This is a genomic window from Bradyrhizobium sp. Crot121, from assembly GCF_059512385.1.
Genome location: NZ_JCAMOR010000005.1, coordinates 187,239 through 209,648, shown reverse-complemented (window position 1 = coordinate 209,648; position 22,410 = coordinate 187,239). Strand labels below are relative to the sequence as shown.

Annotated in this window: 18 protein-coding genes; 8 read left to right on the top strand and 10 right to left on the bottom strand. The window is 62.3% G+C overall.

The window, feature by feature from the left end; translation table 11 throughout:
- The first annotated feature begins 63 nt into the window (after window positions 1–63).
- On the top strand, window positions 64–1,167 hold the full coding sequence (locus AC5ZGW_RS08165; protein ID WP_028165255.1) for an endo-1,4-beta-xylanase: 1,104 nt from the start codon (window positions 64–66) through the stop codon (window positions 1,165–1,167).
- A gap of 8 nt (window positions 1,168–1,175) precedes the next feature.
- Here AC5ZGW_RS08165 and AC5ZGW_RS08160 read toward each other — a convergent pair whose 3' ends face one another.
- From AC5ZGW_RS08160 to AC5ZGW_RS08115, 10 genes are all read right to left on the bottom strand, one after another.
- On the bottom strand, window positions 1,176–2,612 hold the full coding sequence (locus AC5ZGW_RS08160) for a lipopolysaccharide biosynthesis protein (protein ID WP_028165256.1): 1,437 nt from the start codon (window positions 2,610–2,612) through the stop codon (window positions 1,176–1,178).
- Window positions 2,613–2,614: 2 nt separating this feature from the next.
- Window positions 2,615–3,664, bottom strand: a complete 1,050-nt coding sequence (locus AC5ZGW_RS08155) for an acyltransferase family protein (RefSeq protein WP_245474875.1) — start codon at window positions 3,662–3,664, stop codon at window positions 2,615–2,617.
- Entirely contained in the window at window positions 3,664–4,773 is a 1,110-nt protein-coding gene (locus AC5ZGW_RS08150) for an acyltransferase family protein (RefSeq protein WP_130227814.1), read from the bottom strand. Before AC5ZGW_RS08150 ends, AC5ZGW_RS08155 begins: the two co-directional genes overlap by 1 nt.
- 4 nt (window positions 4,774–4,777) lie before the next feature.
- Window positions 4,778–5,851, bottom strand: a complete 1,074-nt coding sequence (locus AC5ZGW_RS08145; RefSeq protein WP_130227815.1) for a glycosyltransferase — start codon at window positions 5,849–5,851, stop codon at window positions 4,778–4,780.
- Window positions 5,852–5,871: 20 nt separating this feature from the next.
- A complete protein-coding gene (locus tag AC5ZGW_RS08140) occupies window positions 5,872–7,164 on the bottom strand; it encodes a VpsF family polysaccharide biosynthesis protein (protein WP_207231078.1) in 1,293 nt (430 codons plus the stop codon).
- A gap of 80 nt (window positions 7,165–7,244) precedes the next feature.
- Window positions 7,245–9,563 carry a polysaccharide biosynthesis tyrosine autokinase gene (locus tag AC5ZGW_RS08135; RefSeq protein ID WP_130227816.1) on the bottom strand — a complete coding sequence of 773 codons (2,319 nt, stop codon included), beginning with the start codon at window positions 9,561–9,563 and terminating at the stop codon, window positions 7,245–7,247.
- Window positions 9,544–10,815: an outer membrane beta-barrel protein gene (locus AC5ZGW_RS08130; RefSeq protein WP_245474877.1), complete on the bottom strand. Its 1,272-nt coding sequence runs from the start codon at window positions 10,813–10,815 to the stop codon at window positions 9,544–9,546. The genes AC5ZGW_RS08135 and AC5ZGW_RS08130 overlap by 20 nt, the downstream gene beginning before the upstream one ends.
- Before the next feature lie 456 nt (window positions 10,816–11,271).
- Entirely contained in the window at window positions 11,272–11,865 is a 594-nt protein-coding gene (locus AC5ZGW_RS08125; RefSeq protein ID WP_130227818.1) for a polysaccharide biosynthesis/export family protein, read from the bottom strand.
- 137 nt (window positions 11,866–12,002) lie between these two features.
- Complete coding sequence (locus tag AC5ZGW_RS08120) at window positions 12,003–12,737, bottom strand: metallophosphoesterase family protein (protein WP_349645103.1); 735 nt, start codon at window positions 12,735–12,737, stop codon at window positions 12,003–12,005.
- Window positions 12,738–12,826: 89 nt separating this feature from the next.
- A complete protein-coding gene (locus tag AC5ZGW_RS08115; RefSeq protein ID WP_165435364.1) occupies window positions 12,827–12,964 on the bottom strand; it encodes a hypothetical protein in 138 nt (45 codons plus the stop codon).
- Between the two features lie 560 nt (window positions 12,965–13,524).
- Here AC5ZGW_RS08115 and AC5ZGW_RS08110 point away from each other — a divergent pair.
- The 7 genes from AC5ZGW_RS08110 to AC5ZGW_RS08080 all read left to right on the top strand — a co-directional run bounded on the left by AC5ZGW_RS08110 (window position 13,525) and on the right by AC5ZGW_RS08080 (window position 22,392).
- Window positions 13,525–14,286, top strand: coding sequence for a sugar transferase (locus AC5ZGW_RS08110; protein WP_028165262.1), 762 nt, complete (start codon window positions 13,525–13,527; stop codon window positions 14,284–14,286).
- Window positions 14,287–14,326: 40 nt separating this feature from the next.
- On the top strand, window positions 14,327–15,760 hold the full coding sequence (locus AC5ZGW_RS08105) for a mannose-1-phosphate guanylyltransferase/mannose-6-phosphate isomerase (RefSeq protein WP_130227819.1): 1,434 nt from the start codon (window positions 14,327–14,329) through the stop codon (window positions 15,758–15,760).
- A 79-nt stretch (window positions 15,761–15,839) separates the two neighbouring features.
- Window positions 15,840–16,631: an FkbM family methyltransferase gene (locus AC5ZGW_RS08100; protein WP_130227820.1), complete on the top strand. Its 792-nt coding sequence runs from the start codon at window positions 15,840–15,842 to the stop codon at window positions 16,629–16,631.
- 45 nt (window positions 16,632–16,676) lie between these two features.
- Window positions 16,677–17,996, top strand: a complete 1,320-nt coding sequence (locus AC5ZGW_RS08095; protein WP_130227821.1) for a UDP-glucose dehydrogenase family protein — start codon at window positions 16,677–16,679, stop codon at window positions 17,994–17,996.
- A gap of 438 nt (window positions 17,997–18,434) precedes the next feature.
- The gene (locus tag AC5ZGW_RS08090) at window positions 18,435–20,750 is read left to right on the top strand and encodes a bifunctional salicylyl-CoA 5-hydroxylase/oxidoreductase (protein WP_130227822.1); all 2,316 of its coding nucleotides are present in this window, start codon (window positions 18,435–18,437) and stop codon (window positions 20,748–20,750) included.
- Window positions 20,747–21,529, top strand: coding sequence for an SDR family NAD(P)-dependent oxidoreductase (locus AC5ZGW_RS08085; protein ID WP_130227823.1), 783 nt, complete (start codon window positions 20,747–20,749; stop codon window positions 21,527–21,529). Before AC5ZGW_RS08090 ends, AC5ZGW_RS08085 begins: the two co-directional genes overlap by 4 nt.
- A gap of 23 nt (window positions 21,530–21,552) precedes the next feature.
- A complete protein-coding gene (locus AC5ZGW_RS08080) occupies window positions 21,553–22,392 on the top strand; it encodes an enoyl-CoA hydratase family protein (RefSeq protein WP_130227824.1) in 840 nt (279 codons plus the stop codon).
- Window positions 22,393–22,410: the final 18 nt, after the last annotated feature.

Genomic DNA, 22,410 nt, shown 5'->3' with positions numbered 1-22,410 from the left:
GGCGATGCCGCTGTGCAAAAATGATTCAGCGCAACGAATGCATTCACTTGATGGAGAGCAGCCATGCAGATGTCGCGACGAAGTGCACTCGCCATTCTCGCAGCCTCAGGCGTCGCCGCGCGTGCAGGAATTTCAACTGCGGCGCCGGCGCAAGGACAGAGTCTCGGTGCAATCGCTGCACAACATGGCTTTGCCTTTGGCGCTGCCGCTGGCCCCGTGATCGACAAGGATCTTGCGTATCGCGAGCTTTACACAACGCAAACGCGCATCATCACAACTGACGTTGCGATGAAAATGGGCACGATCGCGCCACAACCTGGCCCCAAACGTTTCGAGAGCGCGGATCGTCTGCTGCAATTTTGTGCGAGCAATCGCATTCCGATGCGCGGTCATTGCCTGATCTGGAATGATTGGGTTCCGCAGTGGATCAAGAGCATGAGCAACGCGGAGCGTCAGGCGTTCTTCGACTCCTATATAGAAGAAGTGGTCAGCCGCTACGTCGGCAAGTTGCATTCATGGGATGTCGTCAACGAGCCGTTCTGGCCCGGCCACAAAGCGCCCGGCGGCTACAGATTAGGGCCGTGGTATGACGCTTTCGGCGGAACCGGTTACATCCGCCGTGCTTACGAACGCGCGGCCATGGTCGACAAGAAAACCAAATTTGTTCTTAACGAGGCGCAGACCGAGCGCGATGACGAGGTTGGGCACATCGTGCGCAGCGGATTGCTGCGTCTTGTCGATGAATTGAAGCAGGCTGGCGTGCCGCTCGCGGCCGTCGGCTTGCAGGGGCACCTGCAGCCGCGCTATCCGCATGATCCGGGACGGTTCGTCGAGTTCCTGCATGAACTCGCATCACGCGGCGTGGACATCTACATCACCGAATTCGATGTGCGCGACGACACGTTCCCGGACGATATAGCCACCCGCGACGCGATGATCGCCGAGACTGCGGAGAAATTCCTCAACAACGCGTTGCGGGTGCCGGCGGTCAAGATGGTGATCGCCTGGGAGTTGGCGGACAATTATTCCTTCTACACGGATGCTGCCAAGAAGAAGGATCCGCTGGCGCAACGCCTGCCGCGGCCACTACCTTATGATTCATCGATGCAGCGAAAGCCGCTGTGGTTTGCGATCGCGCGCGCGTTCGAGAATGCGAAGAAAGCGTAACAGAATCGTCATGCTCCGGAATGTTGCGGGCGTGCCCGCAGCATCTTCAGGAGTGACGGTGCGTACAGCAGCGCCAGCATTGTCAGATAGACCGCCGCCCCGGCTGCGATATGTGCCGCGAGCATGATCGCATTTCGCGCTTCCGGGAACTCGCGGAGCAGCGCCGCCATCGCGACGGTCGCAACGGCAATGCGCGCCAGGTGCGCAAACGGCAGCGTCAACCCGAACAGCGAGAAGCCGATGCTGAAGCTCGTGGCGGCCGCCGCAGTCGCAGCGAGAACCGTGGCGCCTGCCGCGCCGGCAAGTCCCCAGTAGCGCAGGCACACCACGCTGAGGATCACCGTCATCGTGGCGTCGATGGCGGAGATCGCCATCATCCAGCGCGTGCGGTTATGCAGCAGGAAGACCTGGTCGCCGAAATGGGCGCGAAGGTTGCGGATCGCGCCGGCGAGTGTCGCGAGCGGCAGCACGCTCAGCGTTGCCTGCTGGAACGGCACCGCGATCAGAAGGTGTACGATCTCGAGCCGCAGCATGAAGATGCCGGTCAGGCTTGGCGCGAGAATCGCAACGAGCAGCGCGGTGTTATCGGCAAGCTGCCGCATTGCCGCCTTGCTGCCGCTTTGCTCCATGCTCTTGACTGCGAGCGGAAAGGCGGCGGCCGTCACCAGCATGGCGGCGACCGCGGCGGCGCGTTGTCCCAGTCCGTAACCGACGGCGAACAGGCCGGCGGCGGCCACACCCTGCATCTCGTTGATGATGAAGCGCGAGGCATTGAGGCCGACCCAGCCGAGCCCGCCACCGATGATCAGGGGAACGCCGTAATGCAATGCGTGCACCACGATCTCGCGATCGATCGGCCACAGGCGGCGGCCGTAGGCGATCTTCGGCAGTACCAGCAGCGCAGCCGCGAGTTGCGCGACGGCGTATCCGGCCAGCGGCCATTCGGCGGATTGGCCGAACAGCTTGATCATCACGAGGCCCACGGCAAAGCCGAATGCGGGGCCGACCACCTGCTGGATCGTGTAGACCCAGATCTGCTGCTGGGCGCGGGCGCGCTCGCCGATATAGAGGTTCAGCGAACGGGTCACCACGTAGGCAATGGCCGCAAGCAGCATGCCGAAATGCGCGTCGGGTGAAATGACGAGGCGCAGCACGACGACGATGACAATGCTCTGCAGCAGGACCGACGCCAGCAGCACCGCATTTTCGGTGCGGTAGAAGCGCGGCGCGTCGCCATCCTTGTAACGGCCGGAGAAGCGCAGTGCGTATTGCGACCACCAGGCCAGGAACGCGATCTGCAGGAATTCGTGTGTGGCGGTGACCAGCGTGATGATGCCGAGCGTGTGATCGTTGACCACATGGGTCCATACGATCATCGCGATCAACTGGAACAGCGGCCCGACGAACTGCGCAGGGAGGTAGAGCAGTGTATGGCGCAGCAGCATCGTTATGCTCCCAGCCAGCGGGCAACGCGCGCGGAGGAGAACTGCCTGACCGCGCCTAGCGCAGCGATGCTGACCAGTGCTGTCAGTCCGAAAGTGATCGCAAAGCTGACGGCGGGGCCGAACTGGCGCAATCCGGCGTGGTCACGCAGCAACATCACGACGAAGATGTGCCAGAGATAGATGAAATAGCTGCCCGAGCCGAGGCTCGCGAGCCAGGCTGCGCTCGGCTGCAACACCAGCAGCGCAAGGCTGAACAGCGCCGCGTACAGGAAGAACGCCGTCGAGTCATAGACTGCCGCATCGCCGATTCCGGACAGGCGCACGGACAGATACAGCAAATAGGCGAACAGCATGGCGCCGACAACGATCGCGCGCATGCTCCGCGCGGCCACGCCGGCGAACGTTGCCGTCAGCGCGCCGACAGCCATGAACGAAAACCAGAAGGGGATATCGCGCATCCGGGCTTCATCGACGAAGGACTCGGCAAAGCCGAGATGGAACAGCAGGGGATCGAGGTAGCTTCCGGCGACAAGCCCGAAACCGATCGCAAGGGCGAGCAGGATTGTCATCCGCTGCTCCGTGTTCTGCCGGTCCGTTCCGGCGGCAGCATAGATCAGCCACAGCACGACGGTGCAGCCGACATAGACGAACACGTAGTAGTACACGAAGACATAAGCGAGTGCGAACCGCGCCAACGTCGTGGTTACGCGATGATCCATCGCGGGATTGTGCAGGGCCATGTAGAGATAGGCGGCGATGAAGGCGATCGTATAGGGGATCACCGCCGCCTTCAGCCGCTTGAACAACGGCACACGTCCGGCGCGCGCGGTCAGGTAACCGGACGCGAACAGGAAGATGGGTACGCAGGGCCGCAGCGCGGCATCGATCGCCTTGGTCCAGGCAAGATCGAGCGGCTGCGGCAGGGAATGGATCCCGATCACCATCAGGATGGCAACGCCCCGCATGGTATCGATCACGGCGTCGCGGCTCGTCGCCCGCGCATCCGTGCGGGCGTGAACGATGTCTGCCTGTGCCGACGCCGCGAGCGTCATCACGCGATCTCCCGATGGGAGATCGGTGCCGCCACCGGCTTGACGAAGCGGCGGTCGTAGAGGTCGGTCAGGTAGCGCCGTGACGGCGTCTCGAAGTATCGGTAGGACAGCACACTCACGATGCCAAGGATGATGATCGACACGGGCGCCAGGATCAGCTTGGCATCGGGAGAGGCGAAAAGCATCAGACGCGAATCCAAGGTGATGACGACGGTTGCGATAGGCATGTGCAGCATATAGCTGGAATAAGTCAGTGGCGCGAAGCGATCGAGCGTGAGCATCGATAGCAACGTATCGCGGCCGCTGCAGTCGAGTTGGATCGCGAGTACGGCGATCACGTAGACCGCAACCAGCGCAGCCATTGGCGTCAGCCACGATCCGAACAAGATGAACGCAACAAGCGTCGAAATCAGGGCGCCGCGCGTTGCGGGCCAGCGCGCGATCTGGTCGCGGTAGAGGGAACAGGCAATGCCGAGGCTGAACGCGGGAACCGCGCGGAAGGCTCCGCCCAAGTTGATCCACTCGGACCATGGCAGGGTATCCATGGTCGCTGCCCAAATGCTGTTAGCAAGCGCAGACAACGCTACGAGCGCGATGATCAGTACTTTGCGCTGCAATGTGAGCGCAACGATCAGCGGAAACAGCAGATAGCAGAACATTTCCGCCGACAATGACCAGCTCGGGAAGTTGAACGTCAACCGTTCACCGACGAAAGCATGCAGCAACAGGAATTGCGCCGGCAGATCGGAGAACGAATAGCGCCCGGGATTGTCCGTGTGCGCGATGCCAAGCGAAAGCGCGAAAGCAATGCCAATATAGAATGTCAGCGTGGCGAGATGCAGTGGATAGATGCGGGCGATGCGCCGCCAGAGGAAGCGTCCGATGGCGGGGCCGTCGCCGACGTCGTCATGATATTGACGCGCGATGACGAAGCCGGAAACCACGAAAAACAGGTCGACGAACAGGTTGAAATGCCAGACGTGGGCGATGATGATGCGCCCGGTCGGCAGCTCCTTGAAATAATCGGAATAGTGCAAAATCACCACAGCGCAAGCGGCGATGATCCGCAGGCTGTCGAGGTGCCGCATCGCGTTGGTAGTCTTGTGCAAAAGTTTAGATCCGCTTCGGGTTGAACTGGCGAGAGGAGAGGGGGTGGGCAGCAAGGCGCGAGATCAGGTCGATCACCGCCTCGCGGTCGCCATGGGCAAGCGCGTTCCAGCGAGCAAGATTCTGCTCGGCGAGCGCGACATAGCGCGTGCGCCAATTCTGGATCGACAGCGCGGCTGCAATCTGCGCCGCGGCGGCGGTGGGCTCGGCGGGATTGATGAAGATGCCGGAGGCGTCGAGCACCTCACGGAAGATCGGCGCATCGGGTGCTGCAATCGGCAGCCCGGCATATTGCGCTTCGAGCAAGGGCAGGCCGAGCCCTTCGTCATGCGAGGTGCAGACGAACAGGTCGGCCGTATCAAGCAATTCCCTGACGCGCTCGGTCGGTTGATAGTCGTGCAGCGTAACGCCCGGCATGGCTTCCAGCGCCTGCCAGTCGTCGCCCCAGCCGCGCCGGCCGACGATATCCAGCGTGGCGTCGGCAAAACCTCTTCCGCGCAGTGCCCCGACGAGCGCGGCCGCCGCCTTGAAATTCTTGCGCGGCTCGACGGTGCCGAGGGCGACCAGCCGCAGCGGTTGCGGCGCAGTCGCGCGGCCGGCGCGCTGCTCCGACTGTAATCCGAACACGTTGCGCACGGAGGGACGGTACAGCGTGATCTCGGCATCGGGTCGGGTATAGGCGGCGATCCGGCGCCTTGTATCGTTGGAGTTGGCAAGGAAGCGCGGATAGTGCCGCAGCGCCAGCTTGAAGGGACGCGCCATATAGAGCCGGGCACGTGCGTTCAGTTCGGCGGGCCTGGTCACCAGGAAATCATCGTGGATGTAGGGCAGCACGCGGGAGGCGAACGGCAGCAATAGCGGGCTCGGCGGAAAACCGGGGCACAGCAGTATCGCCGACGAGGTCGCAAGCCGCATCGGCAAGCCAAAGGTCTGGGTCGTCACCATCTGGCGCGTGCCGCGCGCGGTGACCGGCACCACATTGAGCGGAGCGAGCGCGGACGCGGAAAACAGTTCGAGCGTAATGCGCTCGAGTCCGGTGACGTGACGTCCGAGATGGGTGTTGTCGACGTAGATGTCCATACGATGTCCTGACGCCGGATTTACGCGGGAACAGGCCGGTAACGGCGCTGAGCGACGGGAGGCGGAGGGGCTGTCCGCCGATATTCGGCGCGCGGCAGCAGCACGGTGATCAGGACGATGAACTGTGCAAGCTGGATATTCTTGGACGAGAAGCTCACCGAGCTCGCAGCGATCGTCAACATCAGAAGCAGCATCGCCCAGACGCCGCGGTCGGCGCGTCGGATGATCTCGGTGAAGAGGCAAGCGAGCCCAATCGTCAGCGCAACGGTGTGGATGACGCCGAACTGCGCGATGCAGGAGATCCAGAAATTCTCGATACCATAGTCGAGGCCGAGCTGGCTCTGCAGTGAAGTCACCCGGACCGGATTGGGGCCGAGCAGCAATTCTTGCCAGTCGAAATACGACAGCAGGTGAAAGGTGGCATAGCGTGCCAGCGTGCTGCCCTTGTCGGAGGAGAAGCGCAGCAGCATCTTGTCGAAGATGCCGAGATCGAGCGCGGCAAATCCGACTGCGCCCGCTGCGAACAGCAGGCAGATGGCGAGGATCGCGGCCGAGAGCGGGATGCGCTTGCCCCGCAGCATGTGGAGCATCTCGATCCCGACAAGCAGTCCCATCACGATCAGCACCGTCACCAGCGCGGTCCGGCCGCCGAACGCCATCAGCGAGGCCAGGCTGAAGGCGATCAGCGGCACCCGTATCAGAATCGGAGGGCAGAGCGCCGGCCGCAGCAGCAGCGCCAGCACATAGCCGGCGACCACGCCCGATGCTGTAAGGGGATGGCCGAGAAACGCCGAGGAGCGCCATTCGCCGAGGACGACGATGTCGCCCATTGTCAGCGGAATCAGGCGGTGACCTGAGAAATACTCATAATAGCCGACCACGATATTCACGAGAATCGTGACATGGATCGCCCAGGCGAGCGGCCGTCGTTGCGACGGCGAGAGCTGCCAGATCGCAAGACACAACACGACCGGCGTCAAGAACGTATCGAAGATCACCGTGAACGGCCGTTCCAGCACGAACATCTGCACCAGCAGGAACAGCCAGCAGAGCAGATAGAACAAGAGGAGCTTCGACTGCGAGAACATCCGGTCGATCTCGCCGATCGGCCCGCGGCTGCGCATCAGCAGCAGGAAAAAGGCGAGGAAGGTGAAGTACGTCGTCGGATGCAGCTTCTCGTAAAAATTTCCGCCCGCCGTCAGATAGTGGATCTTCACGTTGGTGAGCATGCCCGCCGAGAGCATGAACATCGCGACGACTGCGAGCACAAGAAAGCCCGTCGCCAGCCACTCGACAAAAGTGTCGAATGTCATCCCATGCGTCCGTGCTCCGGACGGCGTGTGCGACGCCGCGCCGGGCAGGCTTAGAGGTTGGCTGGCAAAGCCGCGCGTGTTCACCGCGCCGCTCCGGGGCTGAGGCTCGCGGTTCCGTATGGTTTGAGATAGGCGGAACTGCGGTAGTAGTCGTAGAACTGCAGGCGACTGAGGTCGACGCGCGTGAGAACGGTGCCGAGAATGCGATCGGAGACCGGCGAGAGCAGGTCGATGGTGTGGGCCAGGACCTCGCGCGGGGTCTGATCCCAGGCCAGCGCCAGGATGATGCGGTCCGCAAGCTCGGCCAGCGCGCGGCCGTCAACCAGCGGCACCAGTGGCGGCGAGTCGACGATGATCAATTCGTAGCGATGACGTAAGTGATCGAGCACATCGACGATGCGGTCGGAGAACATCAGTTCGGTGATGATCTCGGCCTGCTTGACCGCGGTCGACGGCAGCACGGACAGTCCGGTGCTTTCGTCGGTCAGGATCGCCTGGTCGATAGCCGCGCGTCCCAGGGCCACGTCCAACAATCCGATGTCGGCGCGCGGGCAGAGCGAGCGGGTGAGTTGCGGGTTGCGGAGATCGCCGTCGATCAGAAGCGTCCGGATACCCAACGTCGCCAGCGACTGCGCCAGATTGCCGGCAAGCGTGGTCTTGCCTTCGCTGTCCAGGGCCGAGGTGACGAGCACGACCCTGACCGGCTGCAGCCGCATCGTCCGTTGCAGCGCCAGGCGAACCGAGCGAATCGCTTCCGCGAAGAATGTGGCGGGCTCGTCGATCGCATAGCGCATCAAAGGCGGTTGCAAGGCGGCCGGCAACAGCTTGACCGTTCTCGGATCGTGATTTTCGAGTTCGCCCCGTCCGCGCCGCCGCGCCAATCCTGCAAGCTCCCTTGTGCCGATCAACGGCACCGCGGCGAGCGCCGGCACGCCCGATATCGACTCCGCCTGCTCCAGCGTCTTGATGCGGCCGTCGAGATAGTCGGCCCCGAAGGCGAGCACGGTTCCCAAGCCGAGGCCGAGCATCCCGGCAAGGCCCAGGATTAGCATGGTCTTCGGCGAGGAGGGACGGATCGGAACGCTGGCTTTGGTCACCACCCGCGAATCCGGCAATTCCAGGCTTTCCTGCGACGTCGCTTCCTTCGAGCGCGCCAGATAGGATTCATAGAGCGTGCGGTTGGCTTCGGCCTCGCGCTGCAACTCATGCAGCCGTACCTGGGCCTGGCTCGAAGTATTGGATACGTTCTGCAACTGCTCCAGGCTCTGGCTCAGCGAGTTTTCGCGGGAGAGCGCCACGTCGTAATCGTGCTTGGTGCTCTCGAGGATCCGCTTGATTTCCTCGTTGATCAGCCGCTGGGTGTCCTTGAGCTGCGCGCGCACATTGGTGACGAGCGGATGCCGCGCGCCGTATTTGCTGGAGAGATCGGCCTCGTTCTTGGCAATGTCGGCATATTGCGTGCGCAACTTCGTGATCATATCCGACGAAATCGCCGCATTGATTCCGCCGGGGTCGCCACCGGATTTGGCGATCTGCTGCACCTGGTCGTATTTGGCGCGCGCCTCCGCGGTCTGCACCCGCGCGGCGATCAGCTTGTTGTTGAGGTCGGTGATCTGCTGGTCGTTGACGGTCACGCCCTGCGACACCGTCAGATTGTTGGCGGATCGGAAATCCTCAACCGCCTTCTCGGAGGCGACGACCCTCGACTTGAGATCGTTGATCTGGCCGCCGAGCCAGTTAGCCGCGATGCGGGTCGCGTCATTCTTGGCGCGGACCTGATCCTCGAAATAGGCGTCCGCGACCGCGTTGGCGATAATAGCGGCCTTCGACGGCGATTCCGAGCTGACATTGATATCGACCAGGAAGGTCGTGCCTTGCCGAGTCACCTTCATGCGCTTCTGCAGGATTTCGATCGAACGCGCGCGCGCCGCGTCTTGCGGATCCGCCGCGCCTTCGGGCGCAGCCGAGGCGAACAGCCGCTTGATCGGATCGAGGAGGCCTGGTGTCGGGATGAATTCCGGATCTTGCGTCAGCTTCAGCCTGCGGACCACACGGTCCAGGATCGCGATCGACTGGATCAGCAATGACTGGCTTTCGATGGTTGCATCATCGGTGCCATAGTTCGAAAGCGCGGTCTGGCTGTTGGTCTCGACAGCGGCGGCTCGGCGTGGATCGACCAGCACGGTCGCGGTTGCCGTATATAAAGTCGTGGCCAGCAGGCAGTAGGTCAGCCCGAGTGCGACCAGCACGACAGCGGGCAGGATGGCAAGCTTGTAGCGGCGGCGCAGGATACGCGCCATCTCGCGCAGATCGACGGTCGGAGCCTGCCAGCGACTTGCGGCAGGTTCCGTCCTCTCTTCCGGAGGGCGAGGCAGGTGCTCAGAACTGCGTTGTAACATTCAATCCCACCAGGTGTTTGTCGTAGCTGAAAGTCGGAATGTTGCTTTCGCGCGACGTGAAGCGGTAGTAGACCGCGATCGCGGCGAAACGATTCAGCAGATATTTGACGCGGGCATCGGACGTGGTGACCTGATCCTTGCGCGGCTGCCCGAAGAAGCGGTCGATCTCATAGGCGCCGTAGAACGAAACGATGACGTTGCGACGGAACTCATAGTCCAGCCCGAACTGCACGGCGTTGGCGAGCACGCCGCTCGCACTCGTGACGGAAGTCTCCGTGACGATCTGCTCGGCGTTGAAGTGAACGTCGATCATCCGCGTCGGGCTCCAGGTCAGCCTGGCGTGATAGGTCGGGCCTGCGATCGTGCCGATAGTCGGATCGACGAACTGTTGCTGCACATAGCCGAAGCCGATTTCGCCGGTGATCAGGCGCGCCAGTCCGAGGGTGACGCCGGTGAGCGCACGATAGCCCTGGGAGCTCAGCGGCTGGAGAGGCTGGCCGCGGAGGTCGCGCACATTGCCCTCGGCGCTGCCGAACCAGCCAAGGGTCTCGGAAAACGCATAATCGATCCGGCTATGGAGCGAGTAGATCTGTCCGTCGCGGGCATCCTGGTTGATGGTCCTGCCATCCTGCGACACGGTCGAGCCGTAATCGTAGGAATCGGTGCTGAATCCGACCGAGGTGGTCAGCCGGTTGAATTCCTTGCGCAGCGTCACATCGCCTGAGTACAGATTATAAGGTGTCGGCGCGATGGCGTTGGCGGGCGAACTCAGCGAACCAACGCCCTCATTGAGATGCGCGACCTGGAAGCTGCCCAGAAGCACCATGTCATGGGCAATGTCGAGCCAGCCATTGCCCTTCAGGCTGGCATTGGTCTGGTTGAGGCTGGAGTTCTGCTTATAGACCGTCTCCTGGGCATCGAGCTTGAGGTCGAGGCCGTGCCGTTCCCATAGCGTGTGGGCACGCAGCGACGGCTCGACCACGGCCGCGACGTCACTTCGGATGTCGGTATTCGACGCGAATACGTTGCTGTCGAAGAACCCGCCAGTGATCAGCGACGGATTGAACATCCATGAGCCCGAGCGAATGCCGACAGGCTCATAGCCAGGCTGTAGACGGCCTTTCACGGGCGTGTCCTCCGGCGGGATGGCTTCACGGGTGTCAGGATCGGTCAGCTTGGGTAACGGAGATGGCTCGAAGATCTGTTGCGCGTTCCATGGCGGCGCCACCTCCTCATTCGGCCAAGGGAGCACCTGCGCCTCCGCTGGCGATCCGAGTCCAAGCACAATCGCAGTCACCGGCGCGGGTAGGATCTTCAGTCCGCGGCGACCGAACGCGACGACCGAACGGGTCTGCGACCCACTCGTTCCAATCGCGTTCAACCAGCCAAATGCAGTCGTGCGTCCCATAATCCATCCCTTGCGGGAACTCTGGAGCGGTGAAGTTCTGAGGCCCGGCTGCCGTGCTCACAAATTCACCGCGGACTGCGCATTGACATGGCAGCCCTTTGCACTTGTTACGCGCGCACTACGGAGCATTGCTGGTTTGATCAGAGAACATCTTCCCGCGCATTAACGTGCGTCGCGGGAAAAAGTTTTCTGCATTGCAAAATAATACTCATCGCAAATCGACGACACTATGGCAGCGCGCATGACGTAAATGTTTACGCGCGTGATTTGCGAATGAGATTGCTCCGTCGAACGAGCCACTCAGAAGTAGCGCTCGGGAACCCGGATGTTGTCGCCAGGAAACACCAGGATCGGTGCATCGAGCGCGTAGATCTCCTCCGCTGGACTGCCCGATCGGCGCAGATAGACCTTGCCCTCGTTGGCGCGATAGGTGAATCCGCCGGCACTGGCGACCGCATCCATCACCGTCAGACCAAGGCGGTACGGATACTCGCCGGCCTTCTTGACCTCGCCGAGGATGTAATAAGGTCTGTACGCGACGATCTCGACGTTCACCTTCGGATCACGCACGATGTCCTTCGATAGCGCGGATGTGATCGCGCGTTCCAACTGCTTGGTCGTCATGCCGGACGCCCTCATGCGTCCTGCAAGTGGAATCGAGACCTGACCGCTCGCGTCGATTTCATACTCTCCCGTGATGTCGGGCTCCCCATAGACCTTCACACGCACTCTGTCGTTCGGACCGAGCACGTAGGTCCCTGTCGAGAACGCATGCGAGCCGGTTTGCGTTTGAGCCGACGCGCAAGTTGCAAAACTCGCGATGCTCGCCAAAACAAACGCAAATAGAATATTGCGTGGCGCCGCGCGGGCGACACGGATTGATTGTTGCTGCATGACTGCATCCCCACGAAAGTCCGTCAGTAACGGCGCGGAGCATAAGTGAGCAAACAAGGCGAAAAAATGTGGGTAGTGGTTCCGCGACAGCTCCATGCGGTTCCATGATCGCGCAGCGTTAATGGCGCCATCGTCTGTCACAGGACCAGAATCGCTGTTCCTTCGATGGCGATGCAGGTCAGGGTCCCGCTTCTCCACGCGCCGGTGTCGATATTGATGCGGTTATGCCTGATGTCGGGATGGGGAACCGGGGTGTGGCCGTGTACGACATATTTGCCGTGATCTTCATCCGAACTGAGAAACTCCCGGCGGATCCAAAGTAGATCCTCCGGATGCTGCTGCTCGACCGGAACGCTGGGGCGCACCCCGGCATGGGCAAAGAAGAAGTCACCACAGATAAAGCTGTCGCGCAGGCATTGCAGGAACAGGACATGCGTGCGTGGGAAGACGTTGAGAAAACGGCGCTGCAGGTTGACTTCGGAGACGGGCACGTCGCGCGGAAACACGCCATAGGAGGCGAGCGTCTGCATGCCGCCGAGCCGCCGCCACTGCGCGAACGCCGCCGGATCGTCAAGAAAGTGTTGCAACAGCTCTTCATGATTGCCACGCAGGCAAACCGCGTGATTCCTGACGAGGCGAACTGCCAACAGATCGAGCACGGTCTTGGAATCGGGGCCGCGGTCGATATAGTCGCCGAGATAGATCTCGAGCGCGTAGCGGATCGGCCGCCGGGCTATGTCGTCGTCGATACGCGCAATGGTCTCGGCGAGCAGGTCGGCGCGTCCGTGAATGTCGCCGACCGCGTAGATGCGCGTGTCTGCGGGAGCCGAAGGTGCAACGAACTCGGGATATGCAACTGGCGGCCGCATCATCGATTGCTTCGATCATGGAACCGTCATGAGGTCAATCGGCGGCGCCGCCGCAGCGGCACCTGTTCCCGTTTCGCTTGCCTGTATAAAGTCTAGAAGAAGATCATTCGGATGAGCAGAATGATCACGATCCAGGCAAGCATGTTCGTCAGGATGATGCGGTTCCTCAATTTACGCCCCGCAGAATCGAGTCGTTTTGGTTCAGGGCGATCCAAACGCGCCGCGATCATTGGCGCCTCCCTGGAAAATCTTTCCGAGACAAGCGGCTTCTTCGTTAAGGCCGTTTTCGGGTGTTGACGTCCCGCAATCATCGAGAAGACCATCAATTGAAATGATCGCGTCGGCGAGAGTACGAGTGGCGCTTTAGTATGCAGTGAAAGAAATCCTTCAAAAATGATCGCACAGATTAAGTGCTTGATATAGCCGTTGCGGGGCCATTTCTGAATCGAATCCGATTCGCGCGTGGTTCCAGGTTTGCGTTAATGCATGGCTGCATCGAAGCACACGCAGCGCATTTCGCGTGCACTTCAACCTAAGCGCTTCCGAACAAAACGGATTCTTTGCATCGCACAAAGCTCACGATGCCGCGATGCAAAACCGCGCGCAACATTTTCGTTTTGCTGCCCCATTTCGCTCAAAGAGTTCGTAGAGTTATACCGCCGCGCGATCGAGACGCGTCTCTGCTACGCAGGAAAATTCGCAATTGCGAAGGTGCCCGCGAGACGGGCAGTGACGCTCTGCGTCGTCGCGCTTGTGACCTCTTTGGGTTCAACAGAGAGAGCGAGAGCAAATGGCCGCCATCGTCACAGCCAACTTCGACCAGGACAGTATCAGGTCGCTCCGCAACAAGCGGAGCACCATCTCGATGCGGCCGGTCGAATATGCCGGCAGCAATTCATATAGCCCCTATCGAGCAAAGCGCCCGCGCGGCGCGGTGCGGACTGAGCCGGGTTCTTCCATCTCAAAGCGCATCTTCGATATCGTGGTTGCAAGCGCAGCGCTGTTGTTCTTCGCGCCGCTCTTGATCGCGATCGCCATCGGCATCAAGCTGACGTCGCGAGGACCGGTGTTGTTTCACCAATACCGGTACGGCTATCGAAACCGGCGCTTCAAGATCTACAAGTTCCGCTCGATGCGGACCGACGCCGGCGACGTGCGCGGCGTCAAGCAGACCGTGCAGGGCGATTCCCGAGTCACCCCGATCGGCAGGATCCTGCGCAAGACGAGCCTCGATGAAATCCCGCAATTGATCAATGTCATCAAGGGCGACATGTCGCTGGTCGGCCCGCGCCCGCATGTCCCGGGCATGCTGGCCGCTGAGCTGCCTTATGAGGACCTCGTGCCGTATTACTTCCAGCGCCACAGCGCTCGGCCCGGGATCACGGGCCTTGCGCAGGTGAGCGGCTGCCGCGGAAGCACGGTTGAGGCCGGCCGCGCGATCTCGCGGATCGATTACGATCTCGACTACATCGAGCGCTGGTCCTTGCGCATGGACGTCATGATCATCGTGCGCACCGTCCGCCGCGAATTCCTGTCCGGCAGCGGCTTCTAGCCCGCCGACATCCAAGCATCACAAAAAGGGGAGCGACAGAATGCTGCAGCCACGCGGCCGCATAGTCCCAGTTCTTTTGTCGGGCGGAACCGGCTCACGGCTCTGGCCGCTGTCGCGCGAGAACCAGCCGAAGCAACTGCTCGCGCTGCTCGGCGAGAAGACCTTGCTGCAGCAGACGGCGAACCGTGTGACGGAGCCGTCGCTGTTTGCCGATCCGATGGTGATCGCCAATGCCGAGCATCGCTTTGCCATTGGCGAGCAACTGCGCGCGGCCGGCATCGCCAATCCGACCATGGTGCTGGAGCCGTTCGGACGAAATACGGCGCCGGCGGTCGCGATCGCGGCGCTTCTCGCCAGCGAGGTTGATCCCGGCGCGGTGATCCTGGTGACGCCGGTCGACCACTGGGTGCGCGATCACGCGGCGTTCCGCGCCGCGATCGCGAGCGGGCTACCGGCGGCGCGCCGTGGACAGTTTGTTCTGTTCGGCCTCAAGCCGACCGGGCCTGCGACCGGATATGGCTACATCCGCATGGGCGGCGGGATCGCCGATCTTCCCGAAATCCGCAAAGTCGCGGGCTTCGTCGAGAAGCCCGACGCCGTGACCGCGGAGCGCTTGCTGGCCGGCAATGATCATCTGTGGAACAGCGGAATCTTCCTGCTGCCCGCACGCGCCTTCATCGATGAACTGGCGCGGCACGAGCCCGCGATTCTGGATGCCTGCCGCGCGGCGCTGGCCGGCGCGACGCGCGATCTCGATTTCCTGCGATTGGAAGAAAAGGCATTCGAGTCCTGCCCGTCCATCTCCGTCGACTACGCGGTGATGGAAAAGACCGACAAGGCCATGGTGGTGCCCGCCAGTTTTGACTGGAGCGACGTCGGAAGCTGGTCGGCACTGTGGACCATGGGCGAGAAGGACGCATCCGGCAATGTCGTGATCGGCGATGCGCTGGCCGAGGACAGCTCCGGCTGCTACGTGCGGGGAGACGGCCCGCTGGTTGCCGCCCTCGGCGTCGAGGATCTCGTCATCACCGCTTCGCCCGACGTGGTGCTGGTGACCAAACGCGAGCGCGCCCAGGATGTCGGCAAGCTGGTGGAGCGGTTGAAGGCCAACGGCCATCGCGCCGCGACGCAGACCCACAGCGTGCACCGTCCGTGGGGTTACTACACGTCGATCCATGCCGGCGACCGCTTCCAGGTCAAGCGCATCACTGTCAACCCGGGCGCCAAGCTGTCGCTGCAGAAACATTTTCACCGCGCCGAGCATTGGGTGGTGGTGAACGGCACCGCGATCGTCACGCGGGACGACGAGGAGGTGCTGCTCCGCGAGAACGAATCGATCTTCGTTCCGCTCGGCTGCATGCATCGCCTGGAAAATCCGGGCAAGGTTCCGCTCAACCTGATCGAGGTGCAGTCGGGCACGTATCTTGGGGAGGACGACATCGTCCGGGTGCAGGATATCTACCACCGGGTGTGACGTGGCGGCCGCAAGCCAATCCGGTGGGCGGCGTCTCGGAGTATCCTATCCGCATCAACACATAACGGAGGGAATGGACATGGGTGCCAAGCAGCAGGCCAAGGATCTCTTGAAGGATGCATTCCCATCGATCTGGCTGCAGTGGCACTTTATGCATCGTCCGAAATCGGCGGAGCGGGAACTTTCCTATCTCGACAAGATTATCCCGGACGATGCGGTCACGGTCGACATCGGTGCCAATTGCGGGCTCTACACGCGAAAGCTGGCGCGGCTTTCCCGCGAGGTCCACGCCTTCGAACCCTCGCACGACATGGCGCGCCTGCTGCGGCGGACATCTGCTTCAAACGTCAGCGTGCACGAGATCGCGCTGTCGGACCACGAAGGTGACGCGGAACTCTTCATTCCGCGCGGCGACACGGGTTTGGTCCACGGCCTTGCCTCTCTAGAGCGGCGTGTGATGGCGTCGGCCGATCCGATCGTCGCCGCCCACGTGCCGATGGCGCGACTGGATTCGGTGATGCATCAAGAGGTCGCCTTCGTGAAGATCGACGTGGAAGGGCACGAGCTCAACGTCCTCAACGGCGCCGTCGAGCTCCTGGAGCGCTGCCAGCCGGTGTTCCTGGTGGAAGCGGAGGATCGTCATCGGCCGGCCGCGACGGAATCGGTGTTCGATTTCTTCCGGCAACGGCTCTACCGTGGTTTCTTCCTGAAGGAAGGCGATGTGATCGACGTCGAAAAGTTCGATGTCGAGGAGCTGCAGGATGCGGCGGCGCTCGAGGCGGATGGTGGCCGCAAGGAAGGGCGGTTTTATATCAACAATTTCTTCTTTTTCCCGCAGCATCTCGATGGCGAGTCGATGCTGGTCAAATGATGACCGGTGCGGCCGCTGCGATCATTTGGTCAGACAGGATAAGTCATGCATATCACGATGGTCGGCGCCGGTTATGTCGGACTGGTGTCGGGGGCGTGTTTCGCCGACTTCGGGCACTACGTCGTTTGCGTCGACAAGGATGAAAAGAAGATCGCAGCGCTGAACAAGGGCGAGATCCCGATCCACGAGCCCGGGCTTTCGGAGCTGGTGGCGAGAAACATCGCGCAGGGCCGGCTGGCCTTCGTGACCGACTTGAAGGGGGCGGTCAGCCGTTCCGAAGTCATCTTCATCGCGGTCGGCACCCCGTCCCGCCGCGGCGACGGCCACGCCGATCTTTCCCATGTCTACGCCGCGACGCGCGAAATCGCCGCGGCCTTGCCGGAGTCGGCAGTCGTGGTGACGAAGTCGACCGTCCCGGTCGGCACCGGAGACGAGGTCGAGCGCATCATCCGCGAGGAGAAAAAGGACGCAAAATTTGCCGTCGTCTCTAATCCCGAATTCCTGCGGGAAGGGGCCGCGATCCAGGACTTCAAGCACCCCGATCGCATCGTCATCGGCACGGAGGATGCCTTTGCGAGGGAGGTGATGGCGGAAGTCTATCGTCCGCTGCATCTCAACACCTCGCCGATCCTCTACACCAGCCGCCGCACCGCGGAGCTGACGAAATATGCCGCCAACTCATTCCTTGCGACCAAGATCACCTTCATCAACGAGATCGCCGATCTTGCCGAGAAGGTCGGCGCCAATGTCCAGGAGGTCGCCCGCGGCATCGGGCTCGACAACCGCATCGGCTCGAAATTCCTGCATGCCGGTCCGGGCTTCGGCGGCTCCTGCTTTCCCAAGGATACGCTGGCGCTGATCAAGACCGGCCAGGACCACGAGGCCCCGCTGCGGATCGTCGAGACGGTGGTGTCGGTGAACGACCAGCGCAAGCGCGCCATGGCGCGCAAGGTGGCGAATGCCTTCGGCGGCAACATCCGCGGCAAGACCATCGCCGTGCTCGGCGTCACTTTCAAGCCGAACACCGACGACATGCGCGATGCGCCGTCGATCCCGCTGATCACGGCGCTGCAGGATATGGGCGCGACGATCCGTGCCTTCGATCCGGTCGGGATGGAGCAGGCCAAGAAGGTGTTCGAGAACGTCACCTTCTGCCGCGACGCTTATGATTGCGCGCGAGGAAGCCATGCGATCGTGATCGTGACGGAATGGGAGCAGTTCCGCGCGCTCGACCTGAAGAAGATGGCAACGATCATGGCAACACCCGTGATCGTCGATCTCCGCAACATCTATTCGCCCGAGGATGTGACGCGGAACGGTTTTCATTACTGCGGCGTCGGCCGGCCGAAGCCGCTGGCGTATTAGCGAAATCGCCGATCAGGTTGAAAGGTCGCCCCGGCGAAGCTGCGCTCCCTCTCCGGCTTGCGGGGGGGAGGGCTGGGGTGGGGGGTGCCTCCGCATTAGGGCTCCCCGAGTGGAGAGAGCCCTCGCCCGGCGCTACGCGCCGACCTCTCCCGCAAGCGGGAGAGGTGAAGATTCAGCGCCGGCCTCCAATCCGTGGAGGCCGGCGTTTTGCTTTCGGCTGCGGGCCAGACTCCCAAGTCACTCCTCCGTCTTCATCTCCAGCCCCAAGTCGCGCCAAAATCGCCGTTCCTGGGCAAAAAGAACGGCACGATCACCCGTTTGCCGGGCTGGTGGTGTCTCACTCTCGCTTGACAAAACTATTTTAAGCATAAAATATCTCCTGACTTCGGCTCCTGGGAACGCTCAGATCCTCCGACGGCCGAAGGTGAGGAGACAGCCATGCGCATCGTCTGCATCGGGGGCGGGCCGGCCGGGCTCTATTTCGGCATCCTGATGAAGATGCTCGATCCGGCGCACCGGATTTCGGTGGTCGAGCGCAACCGCCCCTACGACACTTTCGGTTTCGGCGTCGTGTTTTCGGATGCGACCATGGACAACATGCGCAAATGGGATCCGGTCACGGCGGATGCGATCGAGCAGGCTTTCAACCACTGGGACGATATCGAGGTCCTGATCAAGGGGCGCCGGATGCGCACCACCGGCCACGGCTTTGTCGGCATAGGCCGCAAGCGCCTGCTCAACATATTGCAGGCGCGCGCCGAGGAACTCGGCGTTGAACTGGTCTTTGAGCGCGAGGTCGAGTCCGATCTCGAATTTCCGGATGCCGACCTGATCGTTGCCGCCGACGGCGTGAACTCGAAGATCCGCACGCGCTATGCCGAAAGCTTCCAGCCCGACATCCTGATGCGGCCGAACCGCTATATCTGGCTCGGCACCAACAAGCGCTTTGATGCCTTCACCTTCGACTTCCGCAAGACCGAGCACGGCTGGTTCCAGGCGCATATCTACAAGTTCGAGGAGGGCGCGGCGACCTTCATCGTTGAGACCACGGAGGAGGCGTTCCTTGCGCATGGTCTCGACAAGCTCGATCAGGACGACTCCATCGCGTTCTGTGAGAAGATCTTCGCCGAAATTCTCGATGGCCATCCGCTGGTCTCCAATTCGCGGCATCTGCGTGGCTCGGCCTGGCTTTCCTTCCCGCGATTGATCTGCGGCAAGTGGACCGCGTTCAACGGTAACAGCCATGTCGTGGTGATGGGCGATGCCGCGCATACCGCGCACTTTGCGATCGGATCGGGGACCAAGCTCGCGCTCGAGGACGCGATCGAGCTGACCAACCAGTTCAAGCAGCTCGGCGCGACGCCGGACAAGATTCCCGCGGTACTCGCGGCCTACGAGGAGCTTCGCCGCGTCGATGTGGCGCGGATCCAGAATGCCGCGCGCAATGCGATGGAGTGGTTCGAGGTGGTGGGCGCGCGCTATGCTGATACCCTGGAGCCCGAGCAGTTCATGTATTCGCTGCTGACGCGTTCGCAGCGCATCAGCCACGAGAATTTGCGGCTTCGCGACAAGACATGGCTCGAAGGCTATGAGCGCTGGTTTGCCGAACGCGCCGGGCTGCCGGATTCTAATGATCGCGTGGCGCCGCCGATGTTGACGCCGTTCCGTATCCGCGGCTTATCATTGCCCAACCGCATCATCTGCTCGCCGATGGCAATGTATTCGGCAGAAGAGGGCGTGCCGAACGATTTCCATCTGGTGCATTTCGGCGCCCGCGCGCTCGGCGGCGCCGGGCTGATCTTCACCGAGATGACCTGCGTGTCGCCGGAGGCGCGGATCACGCCGGGCTGCTGCGGATTGTGGAACGACGAGCAGGCGAAGGCCTACAAGCGCATCGTCGATTTCGTCCACGCCAATAGCGCGGCCAGGATCGGCATTCAGCTTGGCCACTCCGGACGCAAGGGTTCGACCCGCGTGGCCTGGGAGGGAATGGACGAGCCGCTTGCCGAAGGAAACTGGCCGCTGGTGTCAGCCTCCGCTGTTCCCTATCTGCCCGACGGTCAGACGCCGGAGCCGATGACGCGCGCCGAACTGGTTGAGGTGCGCGAGCAGTTCGTCGCCGCGGCGCGGCGTGCGGTGCGGGCCGGCTTCGACATCCTCGAACTGCATTGCGCCCACGGTTACCTGCTGTCGAGCTTCCTCTCGCCGCTCACCAACCGCCGGACGGACGAATATGGCGGCAGCATCGAGAACCGCGCGCGTTATCCGCTGGAGGTATTTCGGGCGATACGTGACGTGTGGCCGCAGGACAAGCCGATCTCGGTGCGCCTGTCATGCCATGACTGGGCCGAGGGCGGCAACACGCCGGATGATGCGCTTCAGTTCGCAAGGCTGTTCAAGCAAGCCGGCGCCGACCTGATCGATTGCTCCTCGGGCCAGGTCTGGGCTGACGACCATCCGGTCTATGGCCGGCTCTATCAGACGCCGTTTGCCGACAAGATCCGCAACGAGGTCGGCATTGCGACCATTGCGGTCGGCGCGATTTCCGAGGCCGATCACGCCAATTCCATCATCGCCGCCGGCCGCGCCGATCTCTGCGCGATCGCGCGCCCGCATCTTGCGGATGCGGCCTGGACGCTGCACGAGGCCGCTAAGATCGGCGTGAAGTCGATTGCCTGGCCGAAGCAGTATCTCTCCGGCAAGCCGCAATATGAGGCCAATCTGGAGCGCGCGGCAGCGGGAGCGAAAGCATGACCCGGAATTTCTGGCCCGACGCACATGCGCTCGTCACCGGTGGCGGCTCCGGCATCGGCGCGGCCACGGCACGAGCGCTGGCCGAAGCCGGCGTACGCGTGAGCGTTGCAGGCAGGAGGCCGGATACGCTTGCCGGGACTGCGGCGTCCATTGGGGCGGGTGCCGGCGCTGTTCTGCCTGTCGATGTGACCGATGAAATCGCTGTCACCGAGGGCATCAAGCGGATCGAGGCCGAGGTCGGCCCGATCGACATTCTCGTCAACAATGCGGGGAAGGCATTGAGCGCGCCGTTCGAGAAGACGGATGCGGCTCTATGGTCGGACATGCTGGCGAGCAATCTCTCCAGCGTGTTCCTGGTGACTCATGCGGTGCTGCCCGGCATGGCGCAACGTGGCCGCGGGCGCGTCATCAACGTATCGTCCACGGCGGGCCTGACCGGCTACGCTTACGTCTCGGCCTATGTCGCCGCGAAGCACGGCGTTGTCGGGCTGACGCGCGCGCTCGCGCTCGAATATGCGCGTCGCGGCGTCACCGTGAATGCGATCTGTCCGGGCTATACGGATACTCCGTTAGTGGCGGATGCGGCCGCCAACATCGTCGCCAAGACCGGCCGCAGCGAAGCCGAAGCACGCGCAGCCCTGGCGAAAGTCAATCCGATGCAGCGGCTGGTGACGCCTGAGGAAGTCGCGGACACCATTCTTTGGCTCGCTTCCTCTAGCTCATCGTCCATCAATGGACAGGCCATTGCCGTCGCAGGCGGCGAGGTCTTCACGGGATAAAAGAAACGCCCAAGGAAAAAATCATGTCTGAGATGAAAGCAAAGCTCCGGCCGTTCAAGGACTATCAGGCGCGCCATTTCAAATGGGCAACCGATGACGATGCCCGCGTCGCCACGATCACGCTGAATCGGCCGGACAAGAAGAATCCGCTGACGTTCCAGTCCTACGAGGAACTGCGCGATCTCTTCCGCGATCTCGCCTACGCCTCAGATGTCCGCGCCATCGTGCTGACCGGGGACGGCGGCAATTTCTGCTCCGGCGGCGACGTGTTCGAGATCATCGAGCCGCTGACGCGGATGGCGATGCCGGACCTGATCGCGTTCACGCGCATGACCGGCGATGTCGTGAAGGCGATGCGCAAATGCCCGCAGCAGATCGTCGCCGCAATCGACGGCATCTGTGCCGGCGCCGGCGCGATGTTGGCGCTCGCCTCCGATCTGCGGCTGGCGACGCCGCAGGCCAAGACCGCCTTCCTGTTCACGCGCGTGGGCCTCGCCGGCGCCGACATGGGCGCGTGCGGATTGTTGCCGCGGGTGATCGGTCAGGGCCGCGCCGCTGAGTTGCTTTACACCGGCCGGGCTATGAGCGCGGAAGAGGGATTTGCCTGGGGCTTTCACAACCGACTGGTGCCGACGGCGGAGCTACCTGCCGCGGCCTACGATCTCGCCCGCTCGCTCGCCGACGGTCCGTGGTTCGCGCATGGCATGACCAAGACGATGTTCAACCAGGAATGGGCGATGGGCATCGACGAGATAGTGGAGTCGGAAGCGCAGGCGCAGGCGATCTGCATGGCGACCGGCGATTTCCGCCGCGCCTTCGAGGCGTTCGCCGCCAAGAGGAAACCGGTCTTCGAGGGGAATTGAGCCTTTGACGGGAATAAG